Source organism: Pseudoalteromonas sp. AOP31-A2-14, assembly GCF_052378035.1.
Taxonomy (GTDB): domain Bacteria; phylum Pseudomonadota; class Gammaproteobacteria; order Enterobacterales; family Alteromonadaceae; genus Pseudoalteromonas.
In genome coordinates this window covers 1661005-1676858 of record NZ_JBQSXI010000001.1, presented here as the reverse complement: position 1 = coordinate 1676858, position 15854 = coordinate 1661005, and the positions used below count along the sequence as shown (strand labels likewise).

The following is a 15854-nucleotide window of genomic DNA, read 5'->3' as shown; positions in this document are numbered from 1 at the left end:
TAACAATGAAACATTATTCAGCGCAAAGCAAAGAGTCGGCTCTTCAGAAGATGATGCCTCCAAATAATATAGCAATAGCCCAATTATCAATCGAGATGGGGATTGGTGAATCAACCTTGTATAATTGGCGAAAACAAGCAATTGATAAGGGGCATTTAGTGCCAGGTGATGGAAAGAATGCTGAGCAGTGGTCATCAGCAAATAAATTCTCAGTCGTGTTGGAAACAGCCTCTTTAAATCAAGCTGAGTTAGCGGAATATTGCCGAGGCAAAGGTCTTTATGTGGAACAAGTATCGGCTTGGCGAAATGCGTGTATAGATGCAAACGCTAACGTTAAAGAGCAAGAAAAAGCCTTCTCCACCGAAACAAAGAAAGATAAAAAACAGATCAATCAATTAGAAAAGGAGCTACGTCGAAAAGATAAGGCACTCGCTGAAACCGCAGCACTATTGGTGTTAAGAAAAAAAGCAAATGCGATCTGGGGGGAAGCCGAGGACGAATGATCCTCGACTCAGCTCGCATTCAAGCAGTTAAACTAGTTAATGAAGCTGTGAGTTCTGGTGCGCCAAAGTTTAAAGCTTGCCGTGAACTTGGGATCAGTGTCCGGACGTATCAACGTTGGACTGTTGACGGGAACATAAAAACAGATGGTAGACCAATATCTCAGCGCCCTGAGCCAAAAAATAAGCTATCAAAAGCAGAGAGAGATAACATATTAGCCATCGTTAATAGCGATGATTTTAAGAGCTTACCACCAAGCCAAATCGTCCCTACATTAGCAGATGAGGGTATTTATCTTGCTTCTGAATCAACATATTATCGTGTTCTTCATGAAGAAAAACAGCAAAACGCTCGCGGACGTAGTCAGATAAAAGAGAGAAAAGTACCGACGACACACTGTGCTACAGGGCCAAACCAAGTGTGGTGTTGGGATATTACTTGGTTACCAGGCCCCGCTAAAGGGCTGCATTTTTATTTATATTTGATACTCGATATATTTAGTCGAAAGATTGTTGGATGGGAAATTCATGATGACGAATCAGCAGAAAATGCATCAATATTAATTAAGAAAGCTCATTTAAAAGAAGGAGTTAAAGATAATCCTCTGGTACTGCATTCGGATAATGGAAGCCCAATGAAAGGCTCATCAATGCTTGAAACACTTTATAGTTTAGGTGTCGTGTCGTCTTTTAATCGTCCTAGGGTGAGCAATGATAATGCTTATGCTGAGTCGATATTTAAAACGTGTAAATATCGGCCTGACTATCCGTATAAAGGGTTTTCAACAATTGATGAGGCGCGTAGTTGGGTGTTGAAATTTAGCCACTGGTATAATTTTAACCACAAACATAGTGGCATCAAATACGTCAGCCCACATCAAAGGCATTCAGGATTAGCGGGTGACATATTGGCTAATAGAAAAGAAGTTTATCAAGGTGCTAAAGATGCTCACCCTGAGCGCTGGAGCGGTAATATCCGTAATTGGGATTTACCAAAAGAAGTGTACTTAAACCCTGAACAAAATAGTGTCAAGGCTGAGAGTGCATAACGTAGTGATCGCGACAACTAGTTTGACAAACACCGAAAGCGAGTTTATCGCCCGTCTGAACTCACAGCTCATAGTTGCCATTGAAGCTTATAAAAAAGAGCAAAGCTTTCACTTTACTCTTTTATTAAGCATTTAATATTATTAGTTTTTATTATTTTAACTTAATAGACTTAGCTTCAATATCAATTAAACCTTGCTTAAACAAACCGCCTATGGCTTTTTTATAGTTTGCTTTACTAGTAGCGAAGACCTTTTTAATAAGTACAGGATCTGACTTATCACCAATTGCTAAAACACCGCCTTCGTCTTTTAGCTTTTGCATGATTTTTTCACCTAGTTCACTTACTTTTCCCATACCTGGCTTTTCAAGTATCACGTCAATTTTGCCATCTTCACGGACTTTATGGATAAAGCCTGTTAATTTTTGGCCGATAAATAAATTCTTAAATACCATATTATAAAAAACCACACCAAAATGTGCTTCTTCAATCAATACTTTGTAGCCGATATCTGTTTTGCCAGCCACAATTAAATTGACTTCCTGAAGGGCAGTGTATTGTGGTTCATCTTTTGATAGAAAACGATTGAAATTACTAGATGCACAAATACGTGAGCTTGCGTTATCTAAGTAAAGACGTACCAAGTAGGAGTGGCCTTCTTGCATACGTGGTTTTTGTTCATTGAACGGGGCAAGTACATCTTTGTCTAATCCCCAATCTAAGAAAGCCCCAATGCTGTTGATTTCTTTAACACGAAGTAGGGCGTATTCACCAACTTGAGCAATCGGCTTTTTAGTTGTTGCTGTAGCAAGATTGGCATGATCAAGGTAAATAAATACGCTAATGCTATCGCCGGCTTCAAGCTCATGTTTAATTTCTTGGCTAGGTAAAAATACTTCACCTAAATCATGGCCATCAAGATAAGCACCTTCGTTTGATACTTCATTTACAAATAAGGTTTGGGTGGTTCCGAGGTAACTCATAATTATTCCTGCTCAGGCTTTTTTTTGCGACGCATGGGCGTATTAGCGTCTATATCAATAGGGGCTTTAATTGGCGCTTTTGGTTTTTTGGGGCTGGTTTTTCGCTTTGGTTTTATACTTTTTGAAACAACGGCTTTTTTATCTGTTTTAACTGATTCTGGAGTAACCTTTTTCTCACGTAAGCCTTTAAATTTACCGGTAAGGCCTTCGATAGTATGAAAAGTTAGTTCGTCATTTAAAAATGCTTTGATTGCTTTATAGCTCAGCCAATCTTTTGGTCCGACTAACGAAATCGCAGTTCCTTTAAAACCAGCACGGCCGGTACGACCTATGCGGTGTACATATTCCTCGGCGTGTTTAGGTAAGTCAAAATTAATAACATGAGTTACACTTAATAAATCTAAGCCACGAGAGGCTACATCAGTGGTGATCAGTACTTTAAAGTTTTCACGACTAAACGCATCCATAATATCGAGACGTTTATTTTGTGTTAAATCGCCAGCGAGTGCTTGTGCTTTAATGCCTTTTGCAGTTAATAAATCACTTAATCTTTGAGTATCAGAGCGCGTAGCAGTAAAGATAATACACTGTCCCACATCATCTTGCGTGACAAAATGCTTAAGTAGGGCTTCTTTATGATCTAAGTGATCTGCTAAATATAAGCTTTGTTTAATATCTGAATGCTGCTCGTTAGCGGCGCTTAGCGTAATTTGTTTTGGTTTACGTAATAAATTACGTGATAGGGCATCAATTTGAGCATGATCAAGTGTTGCTGAAAACAATAACGTTTGGCGTAATCGATGGTCGGCCAACTCATTAATCATTTTTATTTGTTCAGAAAAACCTAAGTCTAAAATGCGGTCGGCTTCATCAAATATAAGTAACTCAAGGCCACTTAACTGTAATGAACGTTGAGTCAGATGATCAGCCAAACGCCCTGGTGTGGCGATGACAAATTGCGGATCATTACGTAGTGCTTTAACTTGGTCATTAAAGTTTTCGCCACCGAGTATTTTTACTGCTTTTATATTAGTACCCGCAATGAGCAATCTAAGTTGGGTAAATACTTGGGTTGCAAGCTCGCGAGTGGGAGCGACAATTAATGCCCGAGGATCACGTTTACTGAGTGCTCTTTGCTTCATAACACGCTGCACGGCAGGTAATAAAAACGCTAATGTTTTACCTGACCCCGTTTTAGACTGAGCGAAAATGTCATGGCCTGCAAGTGCTGTAGGCACCGCATGGGCTTGAATATCAGTGGGCTGAGTGATCCCTTGGTGGGCAAGCTGCTTTTCAAGGCGTGTATCAATCCCAAGTTCAGTAAAATGCAATGTGTTGTTCTCCGATGAGCAAAATCAAATAAAATACAGTTTATTATAACGTAGATATACACCAAGGAGACAGGAAAAACGCAGTAACTTAGCTAGTTTTTGCAATTAAATGTAAATCGGGTAAAATGCGCGCCTGCGCCGGATTTACGATTCGGTTGTTGCCAATATTGGCTCTCAAAGCAAAATAGGAATCCCCATGTCTGCTGTACATAAAGATAATGTCACCAGTGAACACTTTGTTGTGTGCGCGCTCTATAAATTTGTTGCTTTACCTGAGTTTGAAGCATTACGTCAGCCGCTGTTAGCGGTAATGGAAGCCAATGAGGTACGTGGTACATTATTACTTGCCGCTGAAGGTATTAATGGAACGGTATCGGCTAAACGCCAAGGTATTGACAATTTACTCGCATGGCTTAGCACACAACCAAGCCTTGATAATATAGTGACTAAAGAATCGTTTGATGACGAATGCCCATTTTACCGTACTAAAGTAAAACTCAAAAAAGAAATTGTAACAATGGGTGTTGAGGGTATAGACCCTCTAAAAGCTGTCGGTAGCTATGTGAAACCAAAAGATTGGAATGCTTTAATCTCAGATCCAGAGGTTATCTTAATTGATACACGCAATGACTACGAAATTGAGATTGGTACTTTTCAAAATGCAGTCGATCCAAATACGACTACATTCCGTGAATTTCCGCAGTGGGCAAAAGAAAATTTAGATCCTAAAAAGCATAAAAAAGTAGCCATGTTTTGTACTGGCGGTATTCGCTGCGAAAAATCAACTGCCTACATGAAAGAGAAGGGCTTTGATGATGTATATCACCTTGAAGGTGGTATTTTAAAATATTTAGAAGAAGTGCCAAAAGAGGAAACCATGTGGGAAGGTGAGTGTTTTGTATTTGATAATCGCGTTGCCGTAGATCATGATTTACAAAAGGGTTCATACGATCAATGTCATGCGTGTCGTATGCCTATCACTGAGCAAGAAAAACAAAAGCCTGAGTACATGGAAGGTGTGTCATGTCATCATTGTATAGATAATGTTACTGATGAACAAAGAGCGCGCTTTGCTGAACGACAAAAACAAATAGAACTTGCACAAGCCCGTGGCGAAGGTCACATCGGTAATGAAGCTCAAGCTGTTTTACAAAAACGTAAAGATGCTAAAAAAGCACAAAAAGACGCTCAACGTCAAAAGTAGCTTTAATACAGTATGTTCTAATTAAAAAAAGCCCTAGTAGGGCTTTTTTTATATCTAGCTATTCACCCTAGCCACCTTTTTATACTTACCTCAGCATTATGTTAATTAATCGAACTTTTCTTTTCATTGAACTTACTGTTGTTACACTACGTACATAAATAAAATAGTTATCATTTAGGTGAACTTTTGCAGCGACAACTTTTATCATTCAGTATTTTAATCTTTATTAGTGTAATTTTTGCAAGAACAGCTATTGCAGCTAATGTAATTGTAAAACCAATAACGATGGAGCGTAGTGAAAAGAAAGTTCAAGCAGTTGGGGACGCTGAAGCAATACGTTCGGTGACGCTTTACCCTGCTGTTGGAGATAAAGTAACGGCCGTGCATTTTGCACCAGGAGATAAAGTTGAAGCAGGTGAAATACTGTTAGAACTTGACTCACGTAGACAAAAAACAGCACTTAGCGAAGCAAAAATAACCTTTAATGATACTCAAAGAACGGTTGAACGATTAATTGAAAGTCATGCTAAAGGTGCCGTGCCTCAAAGTGACTTAGATGATGCTAAAACTCTTTTTGAGCTTGCAAAGGTCGCTGTAACACAAGCCGAAACTGAACTTGAGGATCGAACCGTAATTGCTCCATTTGGTGGTATTATGGGTTTAACCGACGTAGAAGTAGGCGATCGGATAACACCGCAAACCGCTATTGCGACAATCGATGACACTAGCTCACTTTATATTAATTTTAATGCTCCCGAATCTGCAATAAATATACTGAAAACTGAGGGAGAAGTTGTGGTTATTCCATGGCAGGGAGAACAACAGGTTGCTGCTAAAGTTGCTTATTTAGACTCTCGGATAGATTCACAAACTCGTACATTGAGAGTGAAAGCAAAAGTTAACAATAATAATCAACAATTTATTCCAGGGATGAGTTTTCGGGTGCATATTCAGTCCCAAGGGGATAACTTTGCTGTGATCCCTGAAGCTGCACTTTTATGGGGAGCTACGGGGCCTTATGTATGGAAAAGTATTGATAAAAAAGCAGTGCGTGTTGATGTGAAAATAGCTCAACGTTTAGCTGGAAGACTGCTTGTAAGCGGTAACTTAAAAACTGATGACTTACTAGTGGTAGAAGGTGTACAGACTTTACGTTCTCAGCAGGACCTAATTTTTAACTCGACCAGTTCAAGCGTTCAGGAGTAAGTTATGAAACAACTCCCACTAATGAACGATTTGCCCTCAATGGCTATTCGCCGTCCAGTGCTGATTGTGGTTTTAAATTTGTTGATCATAATTGCTGGTATTGCTGCAATTGCAGGTGTTGAGGTGCGTGAACTTCCTGATGTTGATATGCCTAAGATAACGGTTAGTGCGGCATTTCCTGGAGGATCTCCCGAAACAGTAGATACCGAAGTTACTAGTAAATTAGAGGGCGCGGTCGCTCGTGTAAGCGGCGTTAAGTCTATTCGCGCACAAAGTGAGGAAGGTAACTCACGTATTGTGGTTGAGTTTCGCCCGGGGGTTAATCTCGATAATGCAGCTAACGAAACCCGAGAATCAGTTGCTAGAATAGAGCGTGAACTACCTGACGACGTAGAGCAGGTTTCAATTATTAAGGCTGATGATGATGCTGAAGCTGTTGTCTCTTTAACTGTTTCAAGTGACACAGTATCTCTAGAGGCACTAACCGAACGTGTTGAAACAGATTTAGCGCCTCAATTTTTAACCATTCCTGGCGTGGCTGATGTGCGCTTAAATGGTGATAGAGAGCGTGTTTTGCGGGTTCGTATTGATCCTTTAAAACTGAGCAGTTTTAACCTTACCGTGCCTGACGTAGCAGATGTGCTTCTCGAAGCTCCCTTTGATGTACCTGCGGGTAGCTTAAAAGCCAATGATCAGCAAATTATTGTACGTGCTGATGCAACTTCAATTAATGCTGAACAAATAGCTGATATTATAATACAGGGTGATACTCGTATTGGTGATGTTGCCGCTGTTTACTTTGGCCCTGCAGATCCGCTTTCAATGGTTCGCTTAAATGGTGTTCCAGTTATCGGGTTGGAAATTATCCGTCAAGCGCAATCTAATACAATTGAGATTTCAGATGAAGTATTAAATTTATTAGATGCTTGAATTCAAGTATTAAGTGCAATCATTATGCAGCCACCAGAACTTCTGATTGCCCCGTAAATAATTCATGAGGGGTTTTATACCCTCTTGTTTTTCTTGGCCGATGGTTGAGCTTATCAACTGCCGCCTGTATCTCTGCTTCACTTAGCGCCATAAAGTCAGTTCCCTTGGGGAAGAAGCGTCTAAGTAAGCCGTTGGTATTCTCATTTATGCCCCGCTCCCATGATGAATAGGGATGAGCGAAATACACATCAGCTTCTAATTTTTGTGCAACATGCTCATGGTGAGCAAACTCTTTTCCATTATCTAACGTCACGGTAATAACCTTACCTTTATATGGTGTCATACACGTGATCAGCGCATCGGCTGTTATTTTCGCATGCTTGCTTTCAATTCTGTGAACGACTGTATATAACGTTTTACGTTCAACCATTGTGACAAGCGCATTTTTACGCCCTTTACCTATCACTGTATCGCCCTCCCAATCACCAATCCTAGACTTTGAATCCACAATACTTGGGCGTTCATCAATGCTGACTCGATTAACTATCTGTCCACGTTTATCATAGCTTCCATAGCGTTTTTTATACTTTTTACATGCACGAGTGAGTGTCTTATGTAGCTTGCCACCACGAGCCTTGTCTCTGTAAATATATTGATAAATTGTTTCATGATGTAAAACGACCTGTTTCTCTAAAGCTAAGCGGCCTGCCACTTGCTCAGGGGAAAGTCCGTCATGCAACAATTTATTAATCCAGTGAGTGACGTCCTCTGTTAACTTACTTGCTTTGAAAGATGACTTACGTCTTTGTTCAGCAAAGTTATTGGCTTGGTTAGGCCGATAGCCTTTAAGTCCTTTATTGCGTTTTAGCTCTCTAGAAATAGATGACGGTGAACGAGTTAGTTCTTCAGCTATCTGCTTTTGGTTATTTCCTGCTTTTATTAACGCGTAAATCTGGTATCTTTCTTCTTGTGTCAGCTGTTTATATTTCATTAAAGCAATTTCCTTTGGCGAGAAAATGGCCGAATTATAACAGCTGGCCATCTAATCTGAGAAATTGCACTTATTATCCGAATTTAGGATGGAATGCGCACACGTTTTCCTGAATTACAGTTTACTCTTACATCTGACGATGCGTTATTTATTCGAAGCTCAGTTAAAGAAGTGATCACTTCGTTAGTTTTAACAGTACTTTTGGTGATCATTACCCTATGGGTATTTATCGGTTCTTGGCGGGCAACGCTTGTTCCTGCTTTTGCAATTCCTGTTGCATTGGTGGGATCGCTGGCGTTAATATGGGTACTTGGTTTTTCAATTAATATTTTAACATTACTCGCCCTAGTTCTTGCTACAGGCCTAATTGTGGACGATGCCATTGTTGTCAGTGAAAACATTCAAAGGCAGCGTGGTTTGGGGCTTGGCCGAAGGGCAGCCGCTGTAATTGGCACTCGTGAAGTGTTTTTTGCTGTAATAGCTACTACTGCTGTTTTGGCTGCAGTATTTGTACCGATTGCCTTTTTACCATCAACAGTAGGGCGTTTGTTTAGAGAGTTTGGTGGTGTACTTGCTGGCGCTGTCATTATTTCAAGCTTTGTTGCCTTATCATTAGTACCTGCACTGACTTCAAAATTAGGTGGTGTTCTAAAAAGTATGCTGGCATCAGACGTAGCCATAATTGATGTAAAAGAACACCAAATCAAACACTTTAAAATGATTATCAAGCTTTTTTGAGAAGCAACAAGTCTTTCTAACCGCTCGTCTTAATCGGTGTCTAAGGCGACAGTTATTACCCTCTATACCTATGGTATGCTGTTTGCCAACCTGTTTGTGATCACCTTTAAAGGCGGTTTTAAAGCTATCCCAGTTGTCCATACTGATAGAGCCATAGCTTACTTTAAGTTGCTTTAAACGTGCTCTTAGCTTCTTAGCTGTTTTTAAGTCACGTTTGCCCCAGACATAAGCGACAATCTCATTAGTAGCACGGTCATAAGCGTAGATGAGCCAGACTTTACGCTTCTTGCGATACACGTAAGTCCAGAACTCATCAACCTCTAAGCGTTCATAGTAGCGCTTCTTAGGCGCGATCTTATAAACAGATGAGCCTATGGTGCCCAATACTTTACCGATACTGACTGAGGCTATAATAGCTATGTCTCTAACACCGCAACCTCTCACCGTCATTAGCCGTATGATGTCTTCTATTTTAGAGTGACAGCCCTTATAAGTTAAGGCATGGTCACCAATGAATTGACGTTTGCAGTCCTTGCATTGGTAGTTCTGCTTGCCATAGCTTTTTATGCCGTTTTTCTTTAAACTGGGACTGTGACAGTCGGGGCAGCTGATATCTATTTGTGTCTTCATAACCTCAAATATATCATCTTGCTTTGGCTGTCACCCTCCTTTATTTCTTCAGCATACTTTCTGACACACCACCCAAAATTAAAATTGAAGCCAGGTGGTTTTCACCCATTCGCTAAATTTGGCCATATACTTGCGCGTATTTACACAAAGTCAATACATTGGGTTCTTGATCATGCTTGGCTTACGTTCGCTGTTTGTGTTTTAGTTGCAACAGGTTCTGGTGCGCTTTATTTAAATTTAGACAATGAATTATTACCTTCAGAGGATCGCGGTGAAATCCGTATTTTTGCGCGAGGCCCTGATGGCGTTGGCCTAAATTTTATGGACAGGCAGGCACTGCAAATAGAAGATACTTTAATGCCATACCTTGAAAGTGGTGAAATCGAATCTATGTATACTGTTGTTGGTCAATATGATCCTAATATTGTATTAATTACAGTGCCATTGAAGCATTGGGACGAACGACAATTTAGCCAACAAGAAATTATCGATAAAATACGTGAACCAGTTAGTGCTATTCCAGGAGCTCCAGGGCGAGTATCTGGCTCTAATAGTCTTAATTTACGTGGCCAAGGGGGTGGAATTGAACTCGCTTTATTAGGTCAAGATTACCTGCAAATATTTAAAGCAGCACAACAATTTTCTGCAGCTCTTGAAGAAAAAATTCCAGCCGTTGCGCCGGTACGTATTTCTTATCAACCTTCCCAGCCACAGCTACGGGTAAATATAGACAGGCATAGAGCTGAAGATCTCGGTGTTGAGCTCAGTGATATAGCTATTACTTTGCGCGCTGCTATAAATGGTGAGGATGTGGCTGATTTAAATATAGGTGACCAATCTATACCCATCATGCTACAAGCTCAAAACCAGACAATTAATGATCCCAGCGACTTAGCAAACCTATATATAGGTGCTGCTGATGGTCGATTGGTTCCATTAAGCAGTCTCGCTACAATAACAGAGGAAGGTGTTGCCGCTGAACTTGAACGGCACGCCCAGCGTCGCTCTATTGAAGTAGATATGGAGCTTCCGGAAGATTTAACATTAGCAGAGCTAGTAACACACATTAGAGACGTATCTGATACCTCTTTACCCGATGGTATTACTTTAATGTTTAAAGGTGAAGCACTTACATTTGAAGAGACCAGTAATGAAATATTGCTAACCTATATTTTAGCATTGTTAATTGTTTTACTTGTACTTGCAGCACAATTTGAAAGTATAAATAGTGCTGTAGTTGTCATGATTACTGTGCCATTTGGCATCACCTCAGCAATTTTAGCTCTTTATCTGACAGGTACATCCTTAAATATTTACTCGCAAATAGGTTTAGTCATGCTGATTGGATTAATTGCGAAAAATGCCATTTTATTGGTCGAGTTTGCTGATCAACTTCGTGACCAAGGAAACTCAGTGCGTAAAGCAGTGGAAGAGGCCGCTTTAGTTAGATTAAGACCTATTACCATGACTTTAGTATCTACGCTATTGGGTGCTCTACCTCTTATATTATCAACAGGGGCGGGAGCCGAGGCACGTAATGCCATCGGTTGGGTTGTATTTGGTGGTCTTGCACTTGCGGTATTATTTACGCTTTACCTTACTCCTGTTATTTATTTAGGGCTTGCACGCTTCACTTCGCCTAGAGGTGATGAGTCTAAACAATTAGCCCAAGAACTTGATAAAATGACCTGAGCTACAACTAAAATCTGAAATCGACTATTTTTCTTTGAAAAAATAGTCGATTAGGCACACAATTAACGCCTAAACCGCGATTAGGAATGCTTGTTATGCAGACCGAACAATTTGAAGTAGCACAATTTTTAACTGTACATCCGCCATTCGATAAACTCCCTATTGAAGCGCTTAACAAGCTCGCTCAACAAATTGAGGTAAGTTATTTTCGTGCCGGTACTGATATTTTGCAATTTGGTGAAGACATCGCCGACTTATATATTATTCGTAGTGGCTCTGTGGAAATGTATCGCCGTGATGGCGAATTATATAATCGTTTAGCAATTGGTGGAATTTTTGGTCAAATGGGACTACTAATGAATCGTAAAGTACGATTCCCCGCCAAAGCCCTTGAAGACACGTTAGTGTATTGCATTAATGCAGAGCTTTTTGAGCATTATTGTAGTGAGTTTGATGCTTTCGCAGATTATTTTGAATCTGATGGTAATGTGCGCTTGCATCAAGCAATTTTAGAGCAAGCCGACAGTAATGATTTAACCACCGCAAAAATTAAATCGTTACTGCATCGAGGGGTAGTAACGGCCCCTAATGATGCTTCAATAAGAGACGTTGCTGAATTAATGACCCAAGAATCGGTATCGTCAGTTTTAGTTACCGATGCACAAAAACAACTAAGCGATGACCCAGAAGAAGATGATGGTCAAGTTGTGGGTATCATTACAGACCGAGATTTACGTAGTAAAGTGATCGCCAAGGGCATGACGTATGACACTCGGGCTGATGAAATTATGTCAACAAACTTAGTTTTATTAGATGCTAATGCCTATGTGTTTGAAGCGGTTCTTGCGATGCTTCGTGAAAATTTGCACCATCTACCTGTTGTCCATAAACGTAAACCTATTGGTGTTATTTCTTTATCGGATATTTTACGTCACGAGTCACAAAGTAGCTTACTATTAGTACGTGGGATATTAGCTCAGCAATCGATTGAGGACTTAACTCATTATGCCCGCCAAGTACCCAATGTATTTGTTCGTATGGTTAACGAAGATGCTAACTCGCACATGGTTGGTACAGCAATGGCTGTTATTGGCCGTACCTTTAAACAAAAATTACTGCAGTTAGCTGAAGAAAAATATGGCCCACCACCCGTTCCTTATTGCTTTATTGCACTTGGCTCAATGGCACGAGACGAGCAGTTGATTGTAACTGACCAAGATAACGCTTTGATTTTAGATAATAGCTTTGATGAAAAACTCCATGATGGCTACTTTCAAAAACTATCCGATTTTGTTTGTGACGGTTTAGCTTTGTGTGGTTATACCTATTGTACTGGGGAGATAATGGCGTCTTTTAAAAAGTGGCGTCTGACACGAGATCAATGGCGCGAGCAGTTTGCCAGTTGGATTAAAGAGCCTAAACCACAATCGCTGTTACATAGCTCCATTTTCTTTGATTTAGATGGTGTGTGGGGTAAATTAAAATGGGCCGATGAACTAAAAAGCTATGTGGGAAGAACGGGGCGACAAAACAAACGGTTTTTAGCTAACATGGCTGCAAATGCGCGTAACAGGACACCTCCACTTGGCTTTTTTAAAGGTTTTGTACTTGAGCATAATGGCCAGCATAAACGTGCAATGAATTTAAAGCGTCGAGGCACTGCGCCGTTATCGGATGTTATTCGAGTGCATGCTCTTGCGGTGGGTTCAAGAAAGCAAAATTCTTTTGAACGCCTTGAAGATATTATCGCAGCGAAACTATTACCTGAGGGCAAAGGACAAGACTTACGTGATGCGCTTGAATACATTGCCATGATGCGTATTCGTCATCAAGCATGGCAAATAGAACAGGGTGAAGCACCAGACAATGATTTAGACCCGCATTTACTATCACCATTTGAACAGCGCAACTTAAAAGAAGCCTTTGCTATTTTAGAAAAAGCACAGAGTTACTTAAAGTATAGTTATTTGGCCAATACAAGTATGACAGTATTAAATGGTAAATAAGCAAAAAGTAAACTGGCATAGTCGCTATAAGCAATTATTTGCAAGCGCTTGTGATCAACAGTTACAAAGCTTTTATAAGCACAGCATAAGTGATGGCAACTTAGCTATTAATGAAGTCCCTATGGTGGCGTTAGATTTTGAGACGACCGGTCTAAACTTCAAAAGTGATGATATTGTAAGCGTTGGGTTAGTGCCGTTTACGCTTGCACGTATTTATTGCCGAGAAAGTGCGCATTGGTTAGTACAGCCACGACAAGACTTAAAAGAAAAGTCGATTGTTATACATGGTATAACTCATTCAGAGGTTAATGATGCACCCGATTTAAGTGTTATTTTAAATCAGTTATTAGCAGCGTTAACCGGTAAAATTATAGTAGTACATTTTGGTGCAATTGAGCGGCATTTTTTAAATAAAGCCTTATTAGCAAGACTAGGAGAGGGTATTGAGTTTGCCGTTATAGACACGATGGAAATTGAAAAGCGCGCTTTACAAGCACGACAAGGCTTATTAGGGAAGATATTTAATACTAAGCTCGATTCGTTACGCTTAGGTGATACACGTGCGCGCTATTCATTACCAGCATATAATAGCCATAATGCGTTAACAGACGCGTTGGCAACCGCAGAGTTATTGCAAGCACAGTTATGTCACCATTATCGGCCTGACACACCGCTATCAGCTCTTTGGGTTTGATATAGAGGCGTATTTATATCGCAACATTTCAAACTGCATATTCATATTAATAAATTTATACCAATAAAAAACGCCGCAAAAATGCGGCGTTTTGTTGTTTACTAATTTGTTAAATCACTTATTTAGGGCGAGGCTCTGTGCGAAGGCCTAGCAATAAACTAACACACATTAATAAAAGTACGATAGTAAATGGTAAGCCTGTTGACACCGCACCAGCTTGTAATGCTTCAATAGCTTCAGTGCCGCCAATCCAAACGAGTGCAGCAGCAATTACGCCCTCAATGGTGGCCCAAAAGATACGTTGAGGTACAGGCGCATCAACTTTACCACCAGCGGTGATAGAATCAATAACCAACGACCCAGAATCAGATGAGGTGATAAAGAACACTAACACTAATACAATTGCAATAAATGACAGTACTTGCGACATCGGCAATACGTCAAACATTTGGAACATAGCCAGAGGTACCTCGGTTAAACCGTTTTGACCCAATTCGCCAATACCTTCTTTAACTTGATCAATCGCAATGCCACCGTAAATAGACATCCACACCACAGTGACTAGAGTTGGGATAAGTAATACTGCAATTAAAAACTCACGAATAGTACGTCCTCTAGATACGCGAGCAATGAACATACCTACAAACGGTGACCACGAAATCCACCATGCCCAGTAAGCTACAGTCCAGCCATGCATCCAGCCTTCATCTTCACGTCCGTGAGGGTTACTAAGAGGAATAATATTTTCAACATAGCCCATTATAGTATTTGGAAGATTGCCCACTGCAACAGCAAAACCTACTAGACAAACAAATAGTAATAATACAAATGCTAGGCCCATATTAACGTTACTTAATAATTTAACGCCACCATCAATACCACGAATAACTGAAAATACAGCGAGTAGTGTCACTGCCGCGATGACAATTATTTCTAAGCCGATGCCACCATCTGTACCAAATACATGGTTAATACCAGCAGAGGCTTGTTGTGCACCTAATCCTAGGGATGTTGCAAGACCAAATAGGGTTGCAAGTACCGCTAAGATATCAATTATATGTCCTGGCCAACCCCACACTCTATCACCTAGGATAGGAAAGAAAATAGAACGAATTGAAAGTGGTAATCCTTTATTATATGTGAAAAAGGCTAATGATAAGGCCACTACTGCGTATATTGCCCATGGGTGTAAACCCCAATGAAACATGGTTGCTCCCATGGCAAGTTTTGCAGCTTCAGGTGTATTAGCTGCAACATTCAGTGGCGTTTCGAACCACCCAGTATAATAAGCTAGCGGCTCTGCGACCCCCCAAAACATTAAACCAATACCCATACCTGCAGCAAATAACATTGCCATCCAAGACAATCTAGTGTAGGTAGGGCGTGCTTCATCACCACCTAAACGAATTTTCCCGTAAGGAGAAACAATTAAGCCAATACAAAATAATACAAAGAAATTCGCAGCCCACATAAAAAGGCCATCGAAATTATTAATTATATCTTTTTTGATACCATCAAGGGTGGCTTTCGCTGTTTCAGCATCAGTTATTAAGACAGCGAGTAAAAAAATGATAATTAAGCCCGCACTGAACCCAAAAACGGGATTATGAACATCAAACCCCCACTTTTTCACATTATCTTGACCTACGGTATAGTCCGTATTGTCTATACTGTATTTATCATGGTTTTCGCTCATGTAATACCTCTTGTTGTTGCTATCTATTTTGATGCTAGATCAGCTGATAGGACTCTAATATAGTCAAAACTAGTTATGTCGTTTAAAAATAATACCAAAATTGGGTAAATTATTTTGAAAGTGCCCCATTAGTTTAGGTGGTATATTACAAATGTAAACAGTAGCACTGCTAAATATCTGAATAATAGGTAATATTCATAAAAAA

Annotated in this window: 11 protein-coding genes and 2 pseudogenes; 8 read left to right on the top strand and 5 right to left on the bottom strand. The window is 40.1% G+C overall.

Features of this window, described 5'->3' with window-relative positions; translation table 11 throughout:
• Window positions 1-5 precede the first annotated feature (5 nt).
• A protein-coding gene (locus ACT3S9_RS07780; RefSeq protein WP_110957763.1) for an IS3 family transposase occupies window positions 6-1549 on the top strand; the annotation gives its coding sequence in 2 pieces (ribosomal slippage) (window positions 6-471 and window positions 471-1549; 1545 coding nt in all).
• 151 nt (window positions 1550-1700) lie between these two features.
• Here the strand turns inward: ACT3S9_RS07780 and ACT3S9_RS07775 are convergent.
• Entirely contained in the window at window positions 1701-2531 is an 831-nt protein-coding gene (locus tag ACT3S9_RS07775; protein ID WP_441835035.1) for a CvfB family protein, read from the bottom strand.
• A gap of 2 nt (window positions 2532-2533) precedes the next feature.
• Window positions 2534-3862 carry a DEAD/DEAH box helicase gene (locus tag ACT3S9_RS07770; RefSeq protein WP_441835034.1) on the bottom strand — a complete coding sequence of 443 codons (1329 nt, stop codon included), beginning with the start codon at window positions 3860-3862 and terminating at the stop codon, window positions 2534-2536.
• A 196-nt stretch (window positions 3863-4058) separates the two neighbouring features.
• On the opposite strand from ACT3S9_RS07770, the gene trhO reads away from it, so the two are divergent.
• From trhO to ACT3S9_RS07755, 3 genes and pseudogenes are all read left to right on the top strand, one after another.
• A complete protein-coding gene (gene trhO / locus ACT3S9_RS07765; RefSeq protein WP_441835033.1) occupies window positions 4059-5066 on the top strand; it encodes an oxygen-dependent tRNA uridine(34) hydroxylase TrhO in 1008 nt (335 codons plus the stop codon).
• Window positions 5067-5351: 285 nt separating this feature from the next.
• Window positions 5352-6272: an efflux RND transporter periplasmic adaptor subunit gene (locus ACT3S9_RS07760; protein WP_441835037.1), complete on the top strand. Its 921-nt coding sequence runs from the start codon at window positions 5352-5354 to the stop codon at window positions 6270-6272.
• Window positions 6273-6275: 3 nt separating this feature from the next.
• Window positions 6276-7196, top strand: a pseudogene (locus ACT3S9_RS07755) (efflux RND transporter permease subunit); the annotation flags it as partial.
• Window positions 7197-7224: 28 nt separating this feature from the next.
• Here the strand turns inward: ACT3S9_RS07755 and ACT3S9_RS07750 are convergent.
• Window positions 7225-8193 (bottom strand): IS30 family transposase, encoded by a 969-nt coding sequence (locus ACT3S9_RS07750; protein ID WP_086959932.1) that lies wholly within the window; start codon window positions 8191-8193, stop codon window positions 7225-7227.
• Between the two features lie 87 nt (window positions 8194-8280).
• Between ACT3S9_RS07750 and ACT3S9_RS07745 the strand changes: the two are divergent.
• Window positions 8281-8832, top strand: a pseudogene (locus ACT3S9_RS07745) (efflux RND transporter permease subunit); the annotation flags it as partial.
• Between the two features lie 27 nt (window positions 8833-8859).
• Here ACT3S9_RS07745 and ACT3S9_RS07740 read toward each other — a convergent pair.
• Window positions 8860-9561, bottom strand: coding sequence for an IS1 family transposase (locus ACT3S9_RS07740; protein WP_443489204.1), 702 nt, complete (start codon window positions 9559-9561; stop codon window positions 8860-8862).
• On the opposite strand from ACT3S9_RS07740, the gene ACT3S9_RS07735 reads away from it, so the two are divergent.
• The 3 genes from ACT3S9_RS07735 to ACT3S9_RS07725 all read left to right on the top strand — a co-directional run bounded on the left by ACT3S9_RS07735 (window position 9523) and on the right by ACT3S9_RS07725 (window position 13953).
• Window positions 9523-11253 (top strand): efflux RND transporter permease subunit, encoded by a 1731-nt coding sequence (locus tag ACT3S9_RS07735; protein ID WP_444750870.1) that lies wholly within the window; start codon window positions 9523-9525, stop codon window positions 11251-11253. The two genes, ACT3S9_RS07740 and ACT3S9_RS07735, sit on opposite strands and share 39 nt — an antisense overlap.
• 95 nt (window positions 11254-11348) lie before the next feature.
• Window positions 11349-13259 carry a DUF294 nucleotidyltransferase-like domain-containing protein gene (locus ACT3S9_RS07730; protein ID WP_441835031.1) on the top strand — a complete coding sequence of 637 codons (1911 nt, stop codon included), beginning with the start codon at window positions 11349-11351 and terminating at the stop codon, window positions 13257-13259.
• Complete coding sequence (locus tag ACT3S9_RS07725; RefSeq protein ID WP_441835030.1) at window positions 13249-13953, top strand: 3'-5' exonuclease; 705 nt, start codon at window positions 13249-13251, stop codon at window positions 13951-13953. Before ACT3S9_RS07730 ends, ACT3S9_RS07725 begins: the two co-directional genes overlap by 11 nt.
• Window positions 13954-14071: 118 nt before the next feature.
• Here the strand turns inward: ACT3S9_RS07725 and ACT3S9_RS07720 are convergent, their stop codons facing one another.
• Window positions 14072-15649 carry a BCCT family transporter gene (locus ACT3S9_RS07720; protein ID WP_441835029.1) on the bottom strand — a complete coding sequence of 526 codons (1578 nt, stop codon included), beginning with the start codon at window positions 15647-15649 and terminating at the stop codon, window positions 14072-14074.
• Between the last annotated feature and the right edge of the window lie 205 nt (window positions 15650-15854).